18 protein-coding genes are annotated in these 20316 nt (G+C 62.4%); 5 read left to right on the plus strand and 13 right to left on the minus strand.

Features of this window, described 5'->3' with window-relative positions:
- Positions 1–4: 4 nt before the first annotated feature.
- Positions 5–421, minus strand: a complete 417-nt coding sequence (locus LPA37_RS11580) for a VOC family protein (protein ID WP_228979701.1) — start codon at positions 419–421, stop codon at positions 5–7.
- Positions 418–960 (minus strand): helix-turn-helix transcriptional regulator, encoded by a 543-nt coding sequence (locus tag LPA37_RS11585; protein ID WP_229012614.1) that lies wholly within the window; start codon positions 958–960, stop codon positions 418–420. The genes LPA37_RS11580 and LPA37_RS11585 overlap by 4 nt, the downstream gene beginning before the upstream one ends.
- A 301-nt stretch (positions 961–1261) precedes the next feature.
- Between LPA37_RS11585 and LPA37_RS11590 the strand changes: the two genes are divergently transcribed.
- Positions 1262–3241 (plus strand): SMP-30/gluconolaconase/LRE-like region family protein, encoded by a 1980-nt coding sequence (locus tag LPA37_RS11590; RefSeq protein WP_407672514.1) that lies wholly within the window; start codon positions 1262–1264, stop codon positions 3239–3241.
- Positions 3242–3273: 32 nt separating this feature from the next.
- Here the strand turns inward: LPA37_RS11590 and LPA37_RS11595 are convergent, their stop codons facing one another.
- From LPA37_RS11595 to LPA37_RS11605, 3 genes are all read right to left on the minus strand, one after another.
- Positions 3274–4119 carry a carbohydrate ABC transporter permease gene (locus LPA37_RS11595; RefSeq protein WP_228979684.1) on the minus strand — a complete coding sequence of 282 codons (846 nt, stop codon included), beginning with the start codon at positions 4117–4119 and terminating at the stop codon, positions 3274–3276.
- The gene (locus LPA37_RS11600; protein WP_228979683.1) at positions 4116–5006 is read right to left on the minus strand and encodes a carbohydrate ABC transporter permease; all 891 of its coding nucleotides are present in this window, start codon (positions 5004–5006) and stop codon (positions 4116–4118) included. The genes LPA37_RS11595 and LPA37_RS11600 overlap by 4 nt, the downstream gene beginning before the upstream one ends.
- 178 nt (positions 5007–5184) lie before the next feature.
- Positions 5185–6417 carry an ABC transporter substrate-binding protein gene (locus LPA37_RS11605; RefSeq protein WP_228979680.1) on the minus strand — a complete coding sequence of 411 codons (1233 nt, stop codon included), beginning with the start codon at positions 6415–6417 and terminating at the stop codon, positions 5185–5187.
- A gap of 377 nt (positions 6418–6794) precedes the next feature.
- On the opposite strand from LPA37_RS11605, the gene LPA37_RS11610 reads away from it, so the two are divergent.
- The 3 genes from LPA37_RS11610 to LPA37_RS11620 all read left to right on the plus strand — a co-directional run bounded on the left by LPA37_RS11610 (position 6795) and on the right by LPA37_RS11620 (position 9696).
- Positions 6795–7568: an SDR family oxidoreductase gene (locus tag LPA37_RS11610; protein WP_228979679.1), complete on the plus strand. Its 774-nt coding sequence runs from the start codon at positions 6795–6797 to the stop codon at positions 7566–7568.
- A 105-nt stretch (positions 7569–7673) separates the two neighbouring features.
- Positions 7674–8756 carry an ABC transporter ATP-binding protein gene (locus tag LPA37_RS11615; RefSeq protein ID WP_229012615.1) on the plus strand — a complete coding sequence of 361 codons (1083 nt, stop codon included), beginning with the start codon at positions 7674–7676 and terminating at the stop codon, positions 8754–8756.
- 70 nt (positions 8757–8826) lie between these two features.
- The gene (locus LPA37_RS11620; protein ID WP_228979676.1) at positions 8827–9696 is read left to right on the plus strand and encodes a MurR/RpiR family transcriptional regulator; all 870 of its coding nucleotides are present in this window, start codon (positions 8827–8829) and stop codon (positions 9694–9696) included.
- Positions 9697–9768: 72 nt separating this feature from the next.
- On the opposite strand, the gene LPA37_RS11625 is transcribed toward LPA37_RS11620, so the two are convergent.
- From LPA37_RS11625 to LPA37_RS11650, 6 genes are all read right to left on the minus strand, one after another.
- Positions 9769–10245: an Lrp/AsnC family transcriptional regulator gene (locus LPA37_RS11625; protein ID WP_229012616.1), complete on the minus strand. Its 477-nt coding sequence runs from the start codon at positions 10243–10245 to the stop codon at positions 9769–9771.
- 339 nt (positions 10246–10584) lie between these two features.
- Entirely contained in the window at positions 10585–10752 is a 168-nt protein-coding gene (locus tag LPA37_RS11630) for a histidine phosphatase family protein (RefSeq protein WP_267478165.1), read from the minus strand.
- Positions 10753–10915: 163 nt separating this feature from the next.
- Positions 10916–12172: a type II toxin-antitoxin system HipA family toxin gene (locus tag LPA37_RS11635; protein ID WP_229012617.1), complete on the minus strand. Its 1257-nt coding sequence runs from the start codon at positions 12170–12172 to the stop codon at positions 10916–10918.
- A gap of 72 nt (positions 12173–12244) precedes the next feature.
- The gene (locus LPA37_RS11640; RefSeq protein ID WP_229012618.1) at positions 12245–12685 is read right to left on the minus strand and encodes an XRE family transcriptional regulator; all 441 of its coding nucleotides are present in this window, start codon (positions 12683–12685) and stop codon (positions 12245–12247) included.
- A 225-nt stretch (positions 12686–12910) separates the two neighbouring features.
- Positions 12911–14506, minus strand: coding sequence for a Na+/H+ antiporter (locus LPA37_RS11645; protein ID WP_228979667.1), 1596 nt, complete (start codon positions 14504–14506; stop codon positions 12911–12913).
- 150 nt (positions 14507–14656) lie between these two features.
- Positions 14657–15892, minus strand: coding sequence for a PepSY-associated TM helix domain-containing protein (locus LPA37_RS11650; protein WP_229012619.1), 1236 nt, complete (start codon positions 15890–15892; stop codon positions 14657–14659).
- Between the two features lie 312 nt (positions 15893–16204).
- On the opposite strand from LPA37_RS11650, the gene LPA37_RS11655 reads away from it, so the two are divergent.
- A complete protein-coding gene (locus LPA37_RS11655) occupies positions 16205–18385 on the plus strand; it encodes a TonB-dependent siderophore receptor (protein WP_229012620.1) in 2181 nt (726 codons plus the stop codon).
- A gap of 126 nt (positions 18386–18511) precedes the next feature.
- On the opposite strand, the gene LPA37_RS11660 is transcribed toward LPA37_RS11655, so the two are convergent.
- Both LPA37_RS11660 and LPA37_RS11665 read right to left on the minus strand, forming a co-directional pair.
- Complete coding sequence (locus LPA37_RS11660; RefSeq protein ID WP_228979658.1) at positions 18512–19309, minus strand: IclR family transcriptional regulator; 798 nt, start codon at positions 19307–19309, stop codon at positions 18512–18514.
- Positions 19310–19354: 45 nt separating this feature from the next.
- Positions 19355–20158: an IclR family transcriptional regulator gene (locus tag LPA37_RS11665; RefSeq protein WP_324251750.1), complete on the minus strand. Its 804-nt coding sequence runs from the start codon at positions 20156–20158 to the stop codon at positions 19355–19357.
- Positions 20159–20316 lie beyond the last annotated feature (158 nt).

Consider the following 20316-nt stretch of genomic DNA (forward strand, 5'->3'; position numbering starts at 1 on the left):
TTCTTCACGTCGTGCTCTTCGGGGCCTCGATCATCTTCCAGCCGTTGCCGGCGGGGTCGCGGAAACCGGCATCGACGCTGCCGAAGCGGTCTACCGGCTCCTGCGTGAATTCCACGCCACGGGCTTTCAGCTGCGCGTAGCTGGCGCGGCAGTCGGCCACCGAGAGGACCAGGGGCGGCATGGCGCCTTTGGCGACCATGGCGCGCAGGGTTTGCGCGGTGGCGTCGTCGTGGATGGGCGGACCGGGTGTGAACAGGCCAAGCTGGAACGAAGGCTGTTCCGGATGCTGGACCGTGAGCCAGCGGTAGGAACCGTTGCGCACGTCCGTATGGATGCGGAATCCGAGTTTGTCGACGTAGAACGTGAGCGCTTCGTCCTGGCTGTCGACGTACAGGCCCACCACATTGATACCCTGGTTCATGACACCTCCTTGATTGATTTACGGAATGTATCTTTAGCCACGCGGCGGCGCTTCTCCAAAACTGCGATGGTGAGATCGGGGCGCTGTGCGGCCTTCAGGACGCAGGCGGGCACACGGTCGAGCTGAGGCATGTTGGCCTGGGCCTCGAGGCGCATGGCGCTGGGGCTTCGCCCGGTGATGTCGTGGAATATGCGGCCGAAGGTGCCCAGGCTCTCCCAGCCGGTGGCGAAGGCAATTTCCGTGATGCTGAACCCGGTGTCGCGCAGCAGGGTGGTGGCCTGCTCGATGCGCCGTGTGAGCAGATACCGGTGCGGTGGGACGCCGAAGGCTCGCTTGAAGGAGCGCGCGAAATGGGCTTCGGAAACGCCACTGACCTCGGCCAGGCGCTTGACGGGCCAGGCTTCGTGCGAGGCGGCGTCCATGCGGTCCCTGGCGCGTAGCAGTCGGCGCAGCAGGGCCGGGTCTTGCAATGCGTCGGCGTCGACCGGTCGAGAGGAAGAGGCAGGGGGCAGGGTGTTGTGGTCTTCACGAAGGAGCATGAGTTTCGGGGAGGCTGTGGGAATTCGCAGTGGGCTTTTTAGATCACTGCACGAATGCCGCAAGTCTACTTGCCGCCTGACTGGAGCGCGATGTCGCCCGTTTCCGGCAGACGCCCGATCCGCTACATATCCTCAACGTAAAACTGGCCGTCACCAGATTTATTCCCAGTGACTACAAGTTTGCTACCGGACGGCTTTCACGAGTATCGTGCCCGCTGTAAAACGCAAAGGGCAAGGACTTATGCTGACCAGAATCGCATCGACCTTAAGCGACAGCTTCGCCCGCTGGATACGAGAGCCGATGTTCTCCGCGCCTTGTCCGGCAGCGGCCTCGATTGTTCCGCATACGCCATGCGCATTGGCTAATAAAAGCATCCGTGCCCTGCTCGCCGCCGTCGTGCTGATCGCGGCAACTGCACCGGAATGTCAGGCGCAGTACACCACTGACTGGCTGGCGAACACGTTTGGGACGAATACGACTTACGTCGGTAACGGTGCGCGTTCCATGTGGGTAGCGCCCGAGGGCGTGATCTATACAGCATCGATGTGGGATGAAAACGAGGGCGGCGTTGCTATCTACCGGAACGGCCAGAGCGCAGGTTCCATCGGGCTGCACAATGATTTCCAGGGCAGCGCCATCACGGGCAATGCAACGTCGATCTTCGCCGCCTTGCAGTTCAGCAGAACGGACGGCGGCGGACGGGTGGGGCGGTACAACCGGACCACGCAAACACGCGACCTCGTCATTCCCGTTAGCGCAACCACGACCGAGGCGCGTGCCGATGTCATCACGGGACTCGCGACATCGGGCTCGCTCCTTTACGCGAGCGACTTTCCTGGCAATCGCGTCCGGGTCTTTAGCACGGATGGCGTCTGGCAGCGGGATATCAATGTTTCAGGTCCCGGTGCGCTCGCGGTGGACGGCGCAGGCAACATCTGGGTTGCGCAGGAAAGTACGGGCAGGATCGTCGAATTCAGTCTCGCGGGCGCACCTTTGAATACGATCCAGATGTCCGCTGCGTCCCGGCCGTCCGCGCTGTATTTCGACCCGACGACCCGGCAGCTCATGGCGGGCGACGAGGGGCCCGACATGAACATCAAGATATTCAGTATCGTCGGCAGGCCCGTTCAGGTCGGCACATTCGGCATTCAGGGCGGGTATCTCGACACCACGGCTGGCATCAAAGGTCAGGTCGGCGACAAGCGGTTCACCCGCGTTACCGGCATCGGCAAAGACGCCGCTGGCAACCTGTATGTCCTCAACAACCCATGGGGTGGAACCTGGGACCTCGGCCGCAATGGCACCACCGACATTCACGCCTACGACAGCTCGGGTAACCTGCGATGGAAGCTTCAGGCGCTGAACTTCGAAGGCAACGGCGCGCCCGACCCTGCTACAGACGGCGCGTACTTCTATGGCGGTTTCAACGTCTACACCGGCACCGCCGGCGGAACATTCGTAGCGAACACCGTCGATCCGGTCGACTATCCGTCGGATCCACGCATCGCCCTCAACGACGGTCAGCGCGGCCAGCATTTCGGGCAAATCGCCACCGTCGGTGCAAACCGGATTCTTGTAGCATCCGGCCAGAATCCCGGGATTTTCTACTTCTTTCATTTCAACGCGGCCAATGGCTACATCGCAATACCGGACGCCTCGCTACCGGGTACGGCGTTCAATACGACTGCGCCCGTCACGGGCGGATTTTCGCTCGACAGCAATGGAAACATCTGGGCCGGCCTCGACAGGACGAACCATATCTACTACTACCCGCTGACTGGATTCGATGCCGACGGCAAGCCGGCCTGGGGTGCGGCAGTGACGTACTCCACGCCGATGTCCATCAGACCGATGACGCGAATCATCTACCTCGCGGATAGCGACACGATGATCCTGGCGCAAGGCATTGTCGGGAGCACGGACTGGACGTCGATCGGCACGAGGATCGAGGTGTATCACGGCTGGCGCGCGGGAAACCAGAGATCGCCGAACCCGGTGATCAACATCGCCAACCCCAATCCCAAGTCGATCACGGCGGCCGGCAACTATCTGTTTGTCGGATACGTACACACCGTACCCAACATCGACGCGTTCAATCTCAACACAGGCAACCTGGACATGACATTGACCAACACCAGCCCCACCAGCGTGGATGTCGGCAATGACGTGGATTCGATGTATGGCCTCAGGTCATACCTGCGATCGACCGGCGAGTACGTCCTCACGAAGGATAACTACAACGAGTCCAGCATTATTGTTTATCGCTGGACGCCTGGCTGAGCCGGAGCGACAGATTGCTCTGTCGCTCACCCTCACTTCACCGCGCCCAGCGCCAGGCCCTTGACCAGATACCGCTGCAACCACGCAAACACTACCGAAACGGGCAACGTAGCGCACAACGTCGCGGCCATCACAAGATGCCATTCGACGACATACTTGCCCGCCACCATATCCGTCACCTGCACGGTCAACGTCTTGTTCTCCGGCGAACGAATGAGCGTATAGACCACGGCAAACTCATTCCACGCGTTGATGAACGTGAAGATCGCGGTCACGACGATCGCGGGCACCGCCAGCGGCAGGAACACCTTGAAAACCGCCTTCGTCCGGCTGCAGCCCTCGAGCCACGCCGACTCTTCGAGATCGCGCGGCACGGTCTGGAAATACGACGACAGCATCCACACCGCAAACGCGATGTTGAACGCCGCGTAGGAAACGATCACGCCGATCTTCGAATCGACCAGATTGCCGTCGCCATAAGGAATCATCGCGGCAAGCCGGAACAGACCCACTACCAGCAGAATCGGCGAAAGCATCTGCGTGACGAGCAGGAACTGACGATACACGCCGCGTCCCTTGAACGGAAAGCGCGCTAGCGCGTAGGCCGCCGGCAGGCTGACAGCCAGCGCCAGCGCCGTCGAAAGCAGGCTGATCACCGTGCTGTTGCGCAGCGCAACGCCGAAGTTCGCCGCCGTCCACATATCGACGAAGTTTTGCCACTGCCAGTGCACCGGCAGCCAGCGCGCCGGATAAACGAACACTTCGTTAGCAGGCTTGAGCGCGGTGAACAGCATCACCGCGAACGGAAACAGGATCACGATAACCAGCGGCGCAAGCGCGAGCCAGCACCAGAGGGTGCGTTTCATCTTGAGGCTCATGCGAGGTCTCCTGACGATTTCGGCTGAAGGCGCAGATACACCATCGAGAAAATCAGTAGCATGACCAGCATGATGAGCGACACGGCGGCCGCCTGGCCGGGCCGGCCAAGCCTGAAACCAAGTTCATACAGATAGGTCACGAGAATGTGCGTGCCGTTGTCGGGGCCGCCCTGCGTCATCACCCAGATGATCGGGAACGAGTTGAACACGTAAATCACGTTCAGCAGGATCGCCATGTTCACGAACGGACGCAGCAGCGGCAGCGTCAGCTTGCGGAACATCTGCCACGCGCTCGCGCCATCCATGCGCGCGGCTTCGTAAATATCGCCCGGTACCGAAGACAGACCGCCAAGCAGAATCGTCACGGTGAAGGGAATGGATACGAGAATCCCGACCCCGATTTCCACGGCGAACGCGAGCCCCGGCGTGGCGAGCCAGTGAATCGGGCCTGAAATCAGGCCTAAACGCTGCAGCGTCACGTTGACCATGCCGTAGTCGTCGTTGAACGACCAGCGCCAGACAACGGCCGTCATCGTCAGCGAAACGGACCACGGCAACATCACGATCGTGCGCGCAATGCCACGACCGTGGAAATCCTGGTTGAGCACCAGCGCAACCGGCACCGATGCGAGGATCGTGCCGCCTACAACGCACACGGTCCACACAAGCGTGCGGCGCACTACACCGAGAAACACGGGATCGGTAAAGATCGCGTTGAAATTTTCAAGTCCGATGAAGTCGCGGATCGCACCAAAGCGCGATACCTCATGCACGGACTGCCACACGATGCTGAAAACTGGATAGCTGATGATGAAGAGCGCGAGGATCAGACTCGGCGCAATCAGCAACCAGGGCGCCGGAAGGCGGGAAGAAGCGGGACGGCTCATGCGTGCTCGATCAAAAGAGGCGCCGGCCATGATGCAATATCACGCCGGCGCGCCAGAATGGGCCGATCAAGGCGGGGCTCGAACTGCTTCGACTGCTATACGCTACGTTCGCTCAAGCCCGGAAAACAGCAAACGGGCCGCATTCAAAACATGAATCGCTTCGATGCGGCCCGCCGGATCAATGACCCAGCGCCTTGTTCGCCTGCGTGGCCGCGTTGTTCAACGCGTCCGCCGGCTTGGCCTTGCCGAGGTAAATTGCCTGCATCGCGTCGGTCACGGCCTTCGCGGTGTCTTCCCAGCCCGTTACCGTCGGTGCGAACTTCGCGGTCGGCAGCAGCGCGACGAATGCCTTCGTGTCCGGATCGTTGAACACCGGATCGGTCGCTTCAGCCTTCGTCGTCGGCAGGAAACCTTCGGTGCTCGTGAACTCGACACGCGGTTGCTTCGTGAACAGGAAGTCGAGGAACTTCCACGCGTCCTTCTTCACCTTCGAGTTCTTGAACATCACGATCGAATCGGTGACGGCGTACGTGGCAGCCTTCGTGCCCATCGGAATCGGATCGATACCGTACTTGAGCGTCGGCGCTTCCTTCTTGATCTGCTTGGCGAGGAACGGTGCGGAAATCACCATCGCGACGCGGCCCTGCTTGAACAGGTTCTGCACGTCCTCGCGGCTGTAGCCCGTCACGCCCGGTTGCGTCAGGCCTTCGTCGATCATCTGCTTGTACATCGTCGCGGCCTTCACGCCAGCGGGCGAATTGAACGCTGCCTTGCCGTCCTTGCCCAGCACGTCGCCGCCTTCGGTCCACAACGCGTAGTAGAAGTACACGTCCGTTTCGATTTCCTTGCCTTGCAGACCGAAGCCGGCCACGCCCCTGGCCTTCAGCTTCTTCGACGCATCGATGACGTCGTTCCACGTCTTCGGGCCGTTCGGATAGCCGACCGAGGCAAGCAGATCCTTGTTGTAGTACAGCGCGCGGGCGGATGCGGCGATCGGCAGGCCGTAGGTCTTGCCGCCGATCTCGCTCGGTGCGAGGAACGGGCCGATGAAGCGCGACTTGAACGACGCGTCCATGTAGCCGTCGAGCGGCTCAGCCACGTCGTCCTTCACGAAATCCAGCAGCCAGCGCGTGCCGACGATGGCCAGATCGGCGTTGGCGTTGCCCGAGATGTCCGTCTGCAGCTTTTGTTGCAACGTGTCCCAGTTCACGTCTTCGATCTTGATCGTGGTGCCGGGATTGGCCTTTTCGAACTCCTTGGCCATTTTCTCGAAGTACGGCGCGGTCGAATCGCTGTAGTGGGCAACGGTCACCCGGACCGTATCGGCCTGTGCCGACATTGCGATACCGGCGAGGGTAAGCGCAACGGCCAGCTTGCCGAGCGTAAGTGAAGCACGTGCATGCAACGACATTTTCGTCTCTCCTGGGGTGGTCTGCCGCCGTAGCCGGCTGCTGGGTTTGGATTGTTTGAAAAAATCCTACAGGACGAAAAAATAGTTGTCACGTAGGGTTCGCCATATTTTTTATCCAGGCACTTTGTGCTTAATATGCTGTAAAGAAGGCATATTTGTGCGGTGCAGGAATGCGCCGGGCAAAAGCCGGATGCGCAGGAAAGCCCGCCAGGCGCCGTGTTTGTAGGAAATTTACAGCCGTCGTAAGGTAAAAACAACGAGTGGCCGCGGCCTTCGCAAAAGATGCGGCAGGCACGAATCAGGGAGCAGTTTTACGGGCAGTCAAGGCGTCGCCGGATGAGAAACGGCGCGCAAAGGCAACATCGGCGAGGACGGACATGAAGCGCGTGGTCTTGGTGACGGGTGCCTGCGGCGGAATCGGCAGGGTGTTGTGCAAACGCTTCGTGGAACAGGGCGATACGGTGCTGGCGCTCGATATCGACGCGACCGCGCTTGCCGCGCTGGCCGCTGAGCTCGGTGCCGCGCATGTCACGCCAGTGGCGGTCGACATCGGCGACGCCGCGGCGGTGAACGACGCGGTGGCGAAGGCCGTGGCGGAGCGCGGGCCGGTCGACGTGGTGGTCGCCAACGCGGGCGCGGCCGAAGGCCTGACGCTCGCGAAAACCGACGCCGCCAGCTGGCAGCGCGACGTCCATCTGAATCTGAACGGCACGTATCACACGGTCGAAGCGGTGCGCACGGCGATGATCGAGCGCGAGCGCGGTGTGCTCGTGCTGATCGGCTCGGTGAACGGCATGGCATCGCTTGGGCACCCCGCGTATAGCGCGGCCAAGGCGGGTCTCATCAGTTATACGAAGGCGCTTGCGCTGGAACTGGGGCGCTACGGCATCCGCGCGAACATCGTCTGCCCGGGCACGGTCAAGACGCAGGCGTGGCAGGCGCGCGTCGACAAGAACCCGCAGGTTTTCGAGGCGCTCAAGAAATGGTATCCGCTGCGCGACTTCGCGACGCCCGACGATATCGCCGACGCGGTGCTGTTCCTGGCGTCGCCGGCAGCGCGGGTGATCACCGGCGTGGCGTTGCCGGTGGACGGCGGCCTGATGGCGGGCAACCGCATGATGGCGGAGGAACTGACGCTGGAGCAGTTCTAGGCCAAAGCCCGGTTCCAAAGATTAAAGCAGTTAAAGCAGTTAAAGCAGTTCGAACGATGAACGTCGCGCATCACACGCGGCGCTCTGGATCCTGACGAGGACAGCATGGCAGCAGTGCAACTGAGCGGCATTTTCAAGCGCTACGGCGATACGCAGGTCGTGCATGGCATCGACCTTCATATCGAAGACGGCGAGTTCGTCGTGCTGGTCGGCCCTTCGGGCTGCGGCAAGAGCACGCTGATGCGCATGGTGGCCGGTCTCGAGGAGATCAGCGGCGGCGATCTGATGATCGGCGGCACGCGGGCGAATGCGCTTGCGCCGCAGGAACGCAATATTTCGATGGTGTTCCAGAGCTACGCGCTTTATCCGCATCTGTCGGTGTACGAAAACATCGCGTTCGGGCCGCGCATCCGCAAGGAATCGGAGAAGAATTTCAAACCGCGTATCGAGTCGGCCGCGAAGATGCTGAATCTCGGCAGCTATCTGGACCGTCTGCCGCGCGCGCTGTCGGGCGGCCAGCGTCAGCGTGTGGCGATGGGCCGCGCGGTGGTGCGCGAGCCGTCGCTGTTTCTGTTCGACGAACCGCTGTCGAACCTCGACGCCAAACTGCGTGTGCAGATGCGCACGGAAATCAAGGCGCTGCATCAACGCCTGAAGAACACGATCATCTACGTCACGCACGACCAGATCGAAGCGATGACGATGGCCGACCGTATCGTCGTGATGAACGCGGGCCGCATCGAGCAGGTGGGCCGTCCGCTTGAACTTTACGATCGTCCGGCGAACCTGTTTGTCGCGAGCTTCCTCGGCTCGCCTTCGATGAATTTCGCGGAAGGCTCGATCGTGCAGGGCGACCTGGGCTTCGCGCTCGCGCTTTCCGACGGTCACGTGATTCCGCTGCCGGAGGCGGCGAAAGCGTATGCGGCGCCGGGCGCGCGCGTGACGCTCGGCATCCGGCCGGAGCACATCGAAACGGATACCGCGGCGCACACGGGCGTGGCGATGGAAGTGGAAGTCGTCGAGCCGACGGGTGCGGAAACCCATCTGTACGGGCAAATTGGCGGCAGCACGTGGTGTGTCACGACGCGTCAGCGCTCGACGATCGAGCCTGGCCAGCGTGTCGGGCTTGGGCTGCCGTCCCGACATCTGCATCTGTTCGACACGCAAAGTGGTGCCAGGCTTGGCTGAATCCGCGTGTTGCCGGAGCCGTCGGAGCAATGACGGAACGCGGAGTTTTTAACCCAACAGGAACACACGGGTGTCCGCTCCGAACCTGATTCCCCATATTCGCAACGCGCTTGCGTCGCTGCGGCCGGCCGAACGCAAGGTCGCCGACATGGTGCTCGGCGACGTCGACTTCGCGATGCGCGCCAGCATCACCGAACTCGCGCAGCGCGCCGACGTCTCGGAGCCTTCGGTTACGCGCTTTTGCCGCGCGATCGGCGCACACGGGCTGCGCGACTTCAAGATGCTGCTTGCGCAGAGCGTCGCGGGCGGGCTGCCGTATGCATCGACGGCCGTCGCGCGTGACGACGACCTGCAGACGCTCTTCGACAAGGTTAGCGAAGCAGCAGTACAAGGCATCACGCATGCGCGCGGCGCACTGGAGCCCTCGGCGGTCGAAGCGGCGATTTCGGCGATCGCCACGGCCCGGCGCGTGTATTTCTTCGGCGTCGGTTCGGGCTCCGGGCTCGCGGTGCAGGACGCGGCGCTACGTTTTCTGCGACTCGACATCGCGGCGAGCGCTTTCACCGACGGTCATCTGCAACGGCTTTACGCGGGTCTGATGGAACCCGGCGACATCGCGTTCGCGATCTCGCATTCGGGACGCAGCGTCGAAGTCAACGAAAGCATCCAGATCGCGAAGGAGCGCGGCGCCACGACGATCGGCCTGACGAACGTCGGCTCGCGTCTCGCGTGGCTCGTGGACATTCCGTTGCTCCTGCGCGTGCCAACCGCGATCGATCCCAATACGCCAGGCGTGTCGCGCATCGTGCATCTGTGCATCATGGATGCGCTTGCCATCGGCGTTGCACTAAGACTTGGACCGAAGACGCTTGAGAAGATGCGGCATGCCAAAGCCAGGCTGTCGCAGGAAGCCGGGCCGCCTTCCACTGACGCGCCTTGACGCATCGTTCGGCTGTGGCTTTCGGTCCGGATGCGCTTCGCGATCACGCGAAAGACCGGGCGGAATGCGACGTCAGGTGATCTGCACCGACGGCACGCTCTTCATGCAGCGCAGCGCGAACATCGACCGGCTGTGGCGAATGCCGGCGATGCTGTAGAGCTTCTCGCGCAGAAAGCGCTCATATCCCGCCGTACCGTCGACGGCGACTTTCACCAGGTAGTCGTATTCGCCCGAGACCAGATACGCCTCCAATACTTCCGGCAGCATCGCCAGTTCGGCACCGAAGCGGGCAAGGGCGTTGTCGTCGTGACGGTCCAGCGTGACTTCGAGCAACACGACATCGGCGAAGCCGAGCTTCGCGCTATCCAGCAGCGCCACATAGCCGCGAATGTAGCCGTCGGATTCCAGTTGCCGCGTGCGGTTCCAGCAGGCGGTTGTGGACATGCCGACCAGTTCCGCCAGCTCCGCGTTCGAGAGCCGGGCGTTCCTTTGCAGTTCGCGCAGGATCTTGCGGTCCTGGCTGTCCAGTGGACGGTTTCGCGTGCTCATGATGGATCGGCGGAAGATTATTCAGGTGCCAATCATTCTAGCGGAAGAACGTTTCGGCTTGACGGCAAAATGGCGGGCAATCAGGAAGCCTTTACAGGGGCGCGCCGGGTATATTTTCTACATTGCTTTCAAGCCCGGACAGCCGCGCGGACCAACATACCTGCGCCGGCCGCCCGCCGTAGCCACCCGCTACGGGATCGGATGTCGTGTCGCCTTACCGTGGGCGACGCAGGAGCGCGCTTCGACGTTACCGCGTCGGACGTGGCGCCCAGCGGGTACGAAGGCATGTTCTCTTTTTCCTCTGCTGTTTCCTTCCCGCTTTCCTTTCTTCCCACGCTTTTAACCAGCACCCGCCCGCCAGGTCCACACGCCTTCACGCGAACGTCGCAATTCGACGATCGACAGCGGCGCGATCCCGATCCGTCCGAACGACTCAGCCGGCGCGCCGAGCACATGAATGAGCGCCGCGCGGATCACGACCGCATGCGTAAGCGCGACGACCTGCATGCCGCCGTCCGAAGAACGTGAAGCTGAGGACGAAGGATGGGGCACCTGGGGCCGCAGTCCAGCTCTTCACCTGTCGTGTTGAAAAGGAGCTGTGTCACATAAAGCTGATACAACGCCGGGAACCCGGATGCCCGACGTTTTGAGTTTCTGGCTGCGAGTCGTCCTATCCGCTTCGAAAGGGTGACCGCTTGCGCTTGCGGGCCGCGCCTGAGTACTCCTCAACCTTGAAGCCTCGTCGCTGCGATAGCAGTTCCTCACCATCAATGCGCTGCGCGAGCTCCTCGACATCTGCCGGAGATACACCGCAGGCAGTGAAGTGCTCTTTCCAGCTGTCCACTACCTGGATAACCCTCGATACCTCGATTGCCGCTTCGGCAGTCGACAGGCCGAACGATGCGCACTGCGACATTGCATTGGATAGTGTTGAATCCCGGCCTTCGTCGCCGATCCCGAATTCCTGACGGCCCTGACCTGAATTCGTTGGGACAACATCATAGGCAGGTGCAAGGCCAAGCCAGTTCACCCGCGTTGCCGCCCGCTTTTCGTCAGACTTGGGCGTGACCAGTAGTGAGTGTTTTTTTTCGTGGTAGTCGGTGTTATCGACGAGGATATTGAAAACCATTCGACGAAATAGCTCCGCCATCTCCCGCCTGTTTTCGTCATCCGTGGTTCGACCCAGCCGGCGCAGCAGTTGCGCAAGACCGGGATAACTCAAGTCGGGTTGTTCCGTCTCTGGCGTTGCTGCTCGCAAGGCTGTGCCGGCCGATATGCAGTGCATGCGCCTGACACCCTTCCGGTCGAATCGCCGAACCGCAATAGCGTTCTCACCGGATAGCGGCACCAGCCGCGTTTCTGCAACGGTGATACCCGCCTTCGCACAAAGAGTCATCGTAGCGTGTTCGACAAGAGGCACATCGATCGGCTCATTGTTAAAAAACTTGATGACCCACTGTTCTCCATCGATTTCTATCAGCGCCTTCGGCTTTGCGCCGCCGAAGCTGCCTCCGGACGCGACCATCGTTCTCTCTATCGACGTGATGGGCTCTTTTGCATTTATTTTGGAGACGATTTCGCTTAGCGCCTGCGCGTTCTGGAGCCGGGGCAAAGGCCCCACCGTGCGAGGCAGATAGTTTTTTTCCGATGTCGATACGCCCATGGCGCCAAAACGTTCATCGCCGGCAAAGTACAGGTACTCCATCAGAGACAAACGTCGAGGCCTGTCGATGTACTGAATAACTCGCTCGCCCCATCGGTCAGGCCGCGCGTCATCGACGGCACCGACTGCGACCCCCCTGGCACGAGGGAGATGTTCAATATCGACCAAAGGCAGGTCCTCGCTCAGCGGGAATCCGGATTTCAGCCAGGAACTCGCGTATCTGAGCGAAACCCCCTTGTCGACCAGTTTGAGTTCGCCGACCATGCGAGGCGAGTCGGGGTCCTCCAGTAACCAGAGGAAGAGTTCGTCAAATCGCGTGCCGGCACTTTTTGGCACTCAGCCACCTCGCTTTTCCTTGCGTTTTTGCCGCGACTCCGCGGATGCCTGCGCGCGGGATTTTCCGAGCGCAACCGCTTCTCTCACATCCAGCTCCAACGCTCCCCGGTCTTTTTCCGGAGCCGCCAGTTCAGCGAGCGCACCGTCTCGACCGATGAGCCAGAGGGCCGTGGCGTAAATGCCTATTCCCACGCCAGGCTCTCCTGCCTCGAGGCGCATCAGGGTCGGAACAGAGACACCGAGTCTTGACGCCCACGAAACGAGTGATTCCTTCCTGCGCAGGCGCGCTACGGCCAGGTCCGCCCCCAATCGCTCAAGGGCCGCTATGGTGGCCGGAGGCATTTGCAGCACGGCTACAGAGGTCTTTGGCATAACAAAGATCATAGTGAAACAGGCAATTTCATGCAAATCTTTATTAATAATATCTTTGGATATTGCCACGAGGCGAGCGGGTGGAGGCTCTGGCGCAATACTTTTCAACCTGGAAACGTGACGGGTTTCCTGTCTTAAAATTAACAAAGATATTCATGAAAATCGCAATTCCATAAACATCTTTTTAAGATTTTCATCGATGTGTTCCTGATCGGTATGGCTGTGCCGCGGTCGCCGGATAGTCAAAGTTCGGCCATCGGGGTGACTTGTTGAAGTTCATCCGGCAACTCGCGCTTATCCGCGCGCGAGACGCGCCGACACTTCCTGCAAATCGAGATCCTGTTCGAGCGCGCACAGCAGCTCGTCGTGGATCAATCCTTCGCGACGCATCCGCAGCAGTTCGACGCGGCCGGCCGCGATCGCCGTCAGCACGACGTCGTAATGCGCGGCCCGCAGGTCGGCGGGGAATTCAGTCTGGTCCTGATACGAGTTCGTGAGACGCGCGCGGTAGCTGTACTGTTCGAGCAGGCGCGGGTGAATCACGGTGCCATCCGCATCGTGAACCAGCGGCTGGATCGCGGTGAACTGCGCGGCTTCGACGTGCGCCCACGCCTGCGGCTCCGTCAGATGACGGGGGTTCCGTTCGGCCCGCTGCTCGGGGCCAAGCCAGCGGATCAGCGGTCCGATCGTCGTGCCCTGCACGAGCACCGTCACGAGGATCACGGCGAACGACGCGACGAGAATCAGGTCGCGCCCCGGCATTTCATCCGGCAGCGACAACGCGACGGCCAGCGTCACCACGCCGCGCATGCCGGCCCAGCTCTTGATCGTGGCGGCGCGCCAGTCGGTCGCATGGGCGCCCTTGCGCATGCGCCGGTGCAGCACGCCGTGCAGCCCGTCGACGGCGAACACCCACACGAAGCGCGACACCACGACGGTACCGACCACGGCTGCGGTCGCCGGCGCCAGCGTTGCCAGCGCATCGCCGACGCCGCCAAGCCGCACGATCACGCCGCGCAGCGAGATGCCGATCAGGATGAAGACCAGCGCCTCGAGCAGAAAGATCATCACCTGCCAGAACGCCGTGCCGCGAATGCGTGCGTTGGCGGAGAGGATTTCGTGCTGATGCCAGCCAAGCGCCATGCCGCAGGTGACCGTCGCGATGACACCGGAGACTTCGAGCATTTCGCCCGCGATATAGCTGATCCATCCGGCGAGCACCGAGCCCGTGATGACGAGATACAGCTCGCCGGAGTCGTTCAGAAAGCGCAGCAGCCTGACGAAGAGCCACCCGGTGGCCAGACCGACCGCGATGCCGCCGAGCCCGAGAAGCGCGAAGCTCGCGATGGCGTGCGGCGCGCTGAACACGCCGGTCAACGCGGCCGCGACGGCGAAGCGGAACAGCACGAGGCCGGCCGCGTCGTTTAACAGGCTTTCGCCTTCCAGCAGCACCATCAGGCGGCGCGGCAGCGCGACGCGTTCGAGCACGGCCTTCGCCGCGACGGCGTCAGGCGGCGAGACGATCGCGCCCAGCGCGAAGCAGGCGGCGAGCGGCAGCGCGGGCACCGCGAGATGCACGATCAGGCCGACGACGAGCGTCGTGAACGCGACCGCGCCGATCGCCAGCAGCAGGATGCCGACGAGATCGCGCCGGAACTCGTCCCACACGGAGAACCATGCGCCGTCCATCAGGAGCGGCGGCAGGAACACGATCAGCACGAGCGCCGGATCGAGATTGACGGGCGGCAGGCCCGGCACGAACGCCATGCCCATGCCGCCGATCAGCAACGCGGCGGCGGGTGGCAGACGCAGGCGTTTGGCGAGCAGTTCGAGCCCGATGATCGCGATGAGCGAAAGCAGTACCAGTTTGAATGCGGCAACAGAAGACATGAGATGACCTGGATGTCGATGGCGAAGTCGCGTGGAAGGCGGCACGGCGTGCCCGCGTATTAAGCCACAGCGCTTCGACGAACAGGGTGCTCGCGCGCGTCGTCGCGTTTCAGGATCGCAGCGCGAAGTGCCGCATGGACGCAGCGGCGCTCAGGACTGCGCCGCGGACTCCCGCGTGACGCGCGAACGCGCGGCGGCCGCTGCCGCTGCCGCGGAGCGACGCCGGGCGCCGAGCTTCTTCAGCCAGATCATCAGGCCTGTTGCGCTCAGCACGGCCACCGCGATGCCGATGAAGCTCATCATGATCCGTCCGCCGATGCCGAGGATGCGGCCCGAATGCAGCGGGAATTGCGCCTGCATGAAGATATCGCCGGCTGAGCCCTTGCCCGGAATCGATCCGCCCGCGAGCTTGCCGGTGTTCGCGTTGTAGTACAGCCATGCGTTGCCGAGACCGGCGTCGCCGTGATCGTGGCCCGGCGCGAAGAAGCCCACGCCGTATGCGTTGAATGACGGCACGTAATACAGCGCGCCCGGCGGCCCGGCGAGGCCCCGCTCGCGGCCGGCGGCTTCGGCCATCTGCACGATGCGTTCGGGTGTGAGCGGCGCCTGGCCCGGTGTGCCCTTGCGCATCAATGCGGGGTTGTTGAAGGGCGTTGGTTCGAGCGTCGATACGGTCGAAAGAACCGGCCGCACGACCGGGTCGGACAGATTCATCGATATCGAAGTCAGCGCGACGATCGCGAGCACGCCCCAGATCCAGACGCCGCCCGAGCGATGCAGATCGAACGTGAGCGCATAGCCGCCGCGTCCGACGCGAAACGCGAACGACTTGCGCCACGCCTTCACGCTCGGGAACGACAGCACGAGCGCGATCACGCTGTCGAACAGCCACACGATGCCGACGATGCCCATCAGCCAGGTGCCCGTATCGAAGCTGCCCATGAACGGCAGATGCAGGGTGTAGTGCAGCTTGTAGATGAACGGAATCAGGTTGATCCGCGCGATGGAGACCGCGCCCCATTCGCGACGCCCCTGAATCTCGCCGGTGGCGGGATCGACGGCCAGCTGGTTGAAGCCGAGCGCATACGGCTGGCCGGTCTTCGGATCGGTGCGCGGCAGCACCATCATCTGTAGCGTCTTGCCGGGTTCGACGCCGAGCGGCAGATACGTCACGTCAAAGCGCGGATCGGCCGCCTCGATGCGTTTTGCGAGTTCCAGCGAAGGCAGCGCCGGCCCCTGCGTGCGTGCGTTGAAGAACATCGGGTTCAGTGCCGCGTCGAGTTCATGATCCCATGCGATCAGCGCGCCGGTCAGCCCGGCGACGAACAGGAACAGCGCCGTCGCGACGCCCATCCAGCGATGCAGGCGGACGAGCAGCGGCCTCATGTCGTGCGGGAGGTTGCGCGGACGCGCACGGGCTGGACGGTAAAAGGGCGCGCGACGGAAAACACGGGAAATCGGCTCTGTTCGTAAATAAGAATGATTCGCATTTTAGAGACTGATGGCCTCGGTTGCAAGTTGTCCGTAAGCGGCTGCTTACCCCGTCGGCGCGGAAGGCATTCCGCTTTGCCTGGCCAGTCGGCTAGCCAGCCGCGCCGCAAGGTAGTTTACAAATCCCCTGGTTTGCCGGCAGAATCCCTGTTTTTGTAAATGCGAACTATTCGTATTCGCGCGGGAAAATTGAGCCACGGGGAAATAATGAAAAATGCGGTGCGCAGGACGGGCGGATTCAGGAAAGCGGTGACGGTTAAACCGTTGCACGTTGCAGCGGTGCTGATGTTCGCGGCGAGTCATGCCGCGCTGGCGCAGCAGGACGCCGGAGCGGGAAGTCCGGCGCCCGCTTCGGGCGAACAGGTTCTCCCCGCCGTGAAGGTCAGTTCCCAGAGCGCACGCGACGACACCGGCCAGCATCTCGAGCGTGACGTCAGCAGCGGCGCGCTGGGTTCGCGTTCGCAACTCGACACGCCGTATTCGACGACGGTCGTCACCGGCCAGGAACTGGTGGACCGTCAGGCCAACAAGCTCGGCGACGTCTTCGCGCAGGATGCATCGGTTTCGGACAACAGCAATCCGTACAACGCGTGGGCCTCGTACGTGACGGTGCGCGGCATGCAGCTCGACTGGCAGAACGGCTTCAAGATCGACGGTCAGCCGTTCAACGCCTATGGCATCACGTTGCCCTACGAACAGCTGGAAAGCGTCGAACTATTGAAAGGCCTGTCGGGCTTCATGTACGGGTTTGGCTCGCCGGGCGGCGTCGTCAACTACGTGACAAAAAAGCCGCCGGTTTCCGGCACGCCGATCCGCAGCGTCGACGTCGGATACCGCTCGACCGCGATCTGGTCGGAGCATCTCGATCTGGGCGGGCGCGTCGGTCCGGATAATATGTTCGGCTACCGCTTCAACGCGACGCATGAAGAAGGCAAGACCTACAACGACGGCAACGTGCGGCGTGACGCGTTCTCGCTTGCCGCGGACGCGCGCCTGACCCGCGACCTGACGGCGACGTTCGGCGCGCTGTATCAGGAACGCCACGCGTCGGGCATCACGACAGCGCTCTCCACGGCGCTGTATGACGGCACATCGCTGCCGGGACGCATCAGCGGCGGCAGCAGCAACCTGGTCACGCCCGACCAGCATCTGAACACGAACCTGCAGCTCTACACCGGCGGCCTGCACTACAACCTGAACCAGGACTGGACCGTCAGCGCCACGTACAGCTTCAGCAAGAGTACGCGCGACCGTAATGAGAGCACGTTCTATCTGCTCGATCCGTCCGGCGATTACTCCGATACACGCTTCCAGGGCAAGGAAGGCCACATGCTCAGCGCGTGGCAGGTGATGGCGGAAGGTAACGTCAGGACCGGTCCGCTCCAGCATCAGCTCGTGTTCGGCGGCGCGTACCAGAAGCAGACGAACGACTACGGCGCCAACAGCTTCTACGGCCCGATCGGTGTCGGCAATATCTACGAGCCGAACACGAACCGATACGACAGCAGCGGCTTTTATACCTATCGCGACAGCGACATCACGCAGAAGGCGCTCTTCGCCAGCGACACAATCCAGCTGACACAACGCTGGTCGGTGCTCGGCGGCGTGCGCTATACGAACTACGAGCAGCACGGCTACACCGTCAGTGGCGCGACCGCATCGACGTATTCGCAGAACGGCGTGCTGACGCCGTCCGTCGCGGTGATGTTCAGGCTCGCGCCGACCACCACGCTGTATGCGAGCTACGTCGAGTCGCTCGAACCTGGCACGGTGGTGAACGAGGCCTACGCAAACGGCGGCGAACTGCTCAAGCCGCTGCGCAGCAAGCAGTACGAGGTCGGTGTGAAGAGCGATCATGACCGCTGGAGCGCGACTGCCGCACTGTTTCGCATCGAACGCGGCGCGCAGTACGCGAACAGCGCCAACGTCTACGTGCAGGATGGCGAGTCGATCTTTCAGGGTATCGAAGCCGGAACCGACGTGCGCCTGGGCAACAACTGGACTGTCGGTGGCGACCTGATGTGGATCGCGACGCACTACGAGAAGGGGTCGACTAACGACGGCAACCGCGTCGCCGGCGCACCCGGTTTTGTCGCGGCTGCGCACGTGTACTACGCAGTGCCGTACGTGCCGGGTCTGAAGATCGGCGCGGATGCCAAGTTCACCGGCAATACGCCCGTGCGGCCGTCGGGCGATCTGAACGCGCCAGGCTACATGCTGGTGAATCTGGGCGCGACGTATTCGACATGTATCGCCGGACACGGCGTGTCGGTGCGCGCGGCGATCGACAACCTGACCAACCGGCGTTACTGGGAATACCAGTACGCGGACTACATCACGCCGGGCGAGCCGCGCACGCTGTCGCTGAACGCGCGTTTCGACTTCTGACGTAACAGCGGGTCGCAAGGCTGTTGTCACAAAGGTCGCCGGCAACGACGACACGCCCGTCACCGGACCTTCGTGACCAGTCGTGATGCCACGAAGCGACGCGTTGCCCGCCGCAACGGGGAAGCGCTACAGGCCGGCCGCCTGGCGCAAACCCGCCGCGGCCTCGACATTGGCGACCATCGCGATGAGCCGTGGCGCGACGTCGTCGAGCAGCGCGCGCGCCTGTGGCGTGTGATCCATCACGCCACAGTTGAACACGAACGTTTCCGAGTCGACCGGCGCACACAGCGGCACCGCGATGCCGTATACGTTCTTCTGCATGTCGCCGTGCGATACGCACACACCGAGTTCGGCATAGTCGCGCATCGCCTGATCCAGTTGCGGCCGGTACCGCTGCCATTGATCCGGCACGCCGACGCGTAGCTGGTTCAGCGCCACTTCGCGTTCTTCGGGGCCGACGCCCGCCAGCCATGCCCGTCCCATTGCCATGCGCAGAACCGGATGGGCCGCGCCGACGTCGGGCCGCGCGTCGGAGCGTTTGTCCGCCGAGCAGCTTTCGATGTAGACCATGTTCGCCTGGTCGCGCATGCCGAGCGAAACGGCGCCGCGTATCTGCATCGCGAGTTCGCGCATGAACGGCCGCGCGATCTGGCGGATGCGCATGCCGGCCAGCAGCGGATAGCCCATCGACAGCACGCCGCCACCGAGCCGGTACTTGCGCGCCTCGACGTCGTGACGCAGATAGCCGAGCTCCGTCAACGTGAAGGCCAGCCGCGAAACCGTGGCTTTGGACAGCCCCGTGCGTTCGACAAAATCACGATTGCCCAGCATCTTTTCGCCGGGAAGAAAGCAGCGCAGTATTTCGAGCCCGCGCGCCAGCGTGACGGCGAACTGGCGGTCATCGTCGTCAGGCAGCGCGAACATGGCGGGACTCCTTATGAATGCGGTTCATGGTTAAGTGTTTCATGATTATTTGCCGGCCAGTGCGACGTCCTGCTGTGCCTCGAGTTCGCGTTCGAGCCTCTCGACCATATGAATCAGCTTCGGTGCGATTTCGTCGACGAGCGTATGCCGGCCGAGCTGGATCCGCGGCACGCCGCAATTGAAAACGAAAATCTCCGAGTCGATCGGCGTGCGCATCGGCACGGCCACCGCGTGGATGTCGCGCTTGATTTCGCCTTCGCTGATCGCGAAGCCGCGCTTCGTAAACGCGCGCAACGCGGGCGCGAGCGATGCGTGCCACGTCTCCCATTGCACCGGATCGCGGGTGCGCACGAGTTCGAGCACCGCATCGCGCTGGGCAGGCGTGGCGCGTCCCAGCCACGCGCGCCCCATCGCCGATGCCAGCACCGGCAGTGTCGCACCCGTATCCGGCCGGAACGCAGGCGATTCGTGCCGACGCGACGTTTCGACATACACCATCTGCGTGCGGTCGCGCATGCCGAGCGAAACGGACCCGCGTACCGCGTCGGCGAGTTCCTTCATCAGGGGTCGCGCCAGCTCCCGGATGCGCATGCCCTGCAGGAACGGATAACCCACTGACACCGCCGCCGACCCCAGCCGGTATTTGCGCACGCTGTTGTCGTAGCGCAGGAATCCGATCATCGCGAGCGTGTACGTGAGGCGCGAAACGGTCGCTTTCGACAGGCCGGTCCGTTCGGCGAATTCCTTGTTGCCGAGAACCGGTTCGCCGAGCTTGAAGCAGTTCAGCAGTTCGAGGCCATGCGCGAGCGTCGTCGCGAACTGTGGATTGCGGGACGGATGTTGGGTCATAAGCATGAACGTGAGCGGAAAAATGCGCGTGGTTTAGCGCTTCGCCTATTCAAGCACAGCGCGGCGTGCGGCGCATCGGTGTTTAACATAGCGAAACCCTAATATCGGCATCCTGCCAGGTTGTTAGGCTTGAACTACATCTTCAGTTTCCGTTCCGG

Origin of the sequence: Paraburkholderia gardini (assembly GCF_907164545.1) — a bacterium.
Classification (GTDB): Bacteria; Pseudomonadota; Gammaproteobacteria; order Burkholderiales; family Burkholderiaceae; genus Paraburkholderia; species Paraburkholderia gardini.

Bases quoted from the DNA above. Each gene is read 5' to 3' on its own strand.
- LPA37_RS11580 (WP_228979701.1), bottom strand. From the start codon at position 421: ATGAACCAGGGTATCAATGTGGTGGGCCTGTACGTCGACAGCCAGGAC.
- LPA37_RS11585 (WP_229012614.1), bottom strand. From the start codon at position 960: ATGCTCCTTCGTGAAGACCACAACACCCTGCCCCCTGCCTCTTCCTCT.
- LPA37_RS11590 (WP_407672514.1), top strand. From the start codon at position 1,262: ATGTTCTCCGCGCCTTGTCCGGCAGCGGCCTCGATTGTTCCGCATACG.
- LPA37_RS11595 (WP_228979684.1), bottom strand. From the start codon at position 4,119: ATGAGCCTCAAGATGAAACGCACCCTCTGGTGCTGGCTCGCGCTTGCG.
- LPA37_RS11600 (WP_228979683.1), bottom strand. From the start codon at position 5,006: ATGAGCCGTCCCGCTTCTTCCCGCCTTCCGGCGCCCTGGTTGCTGATT.
- LPA37_RS11605 (WP_228979680.1), bottom strand. From the start codon at position 6,417: ATGTCGTTGCATGCACGTGCTTCACTTACGCTCGGCAAGCTGGCCGTT.
- LPA37_RS11610 (WP_228979679.1), top strand. From the start codon at position 6,795: ATGAAGCGCGTGGTCTTGGTGACGGGTGCCTGCGGCGGAATCGGCAGG.
- LPA37_RS11615 (WP_229012615.1), top strand. From the start codon at position 7,674: ATGGCAGCAGTGCAACTGAGCGGCATTTTCAAGCGCTACGGCGATACG.
- LPA37_RS11625 (WP_229012616.1), bottom strand. From the start codon at position 10,245: ATGAGCACGCGAAACCGTCCACTGGACAGCCAGGACCGCAAGATCCTG.
- LPA37_RS11630 (WP_267478165.1), bottom strand. From the start codon at position 10,752: ATGCAGGTCGTCGCGCTTACGCATGCGGTCGTGATCCGCGCGGCGCTC.
- LPA37_RS11635 (WP_229012617.1), bottom strand. From the start codon at position 12,172: ATGGTCGGCGAACTCAAACTGGTCGACAAGGGGGTTTCGCTCAGATAC.
- LPA37_RS11645 (WP_228979667.1), bottom strand. From the start codon at position 14,506: ATGTCTTCTGTTGCCGCATTCAAACTGGTACTGCTTTCGCTCATCGCG.
- LPA37_RS11650 (WP_229012619.1), bottom strand. From the start codon at position 15,892: ATGAGGCCGCTGCTCGTCCGCCTGCATCGCTGGATGGGCGTCGCGACG.
- LPA37_RS11655 (WP_229012620.1), top strand. From the start codon at position 16,205: ATGAAAAATGCGGTGCGCAGGACGGGCGGATTCAGGAAAGCGGTGACG.
- LPA37_RS11660 (WP_228979658.1), bottom strand. From the start codon at position 19,309: ATGTTCGCGCTGCCTGACGACGATGACCGCCAGTTCGCCGTCACGCTG.
- LPA37_RS11665 (WP_324251750.1), bottom strand. From the start codon at position 20,158: ATGACCCAACATCCGTCCCGCAATCCACAGTTCGCGACGACGCTCGCG.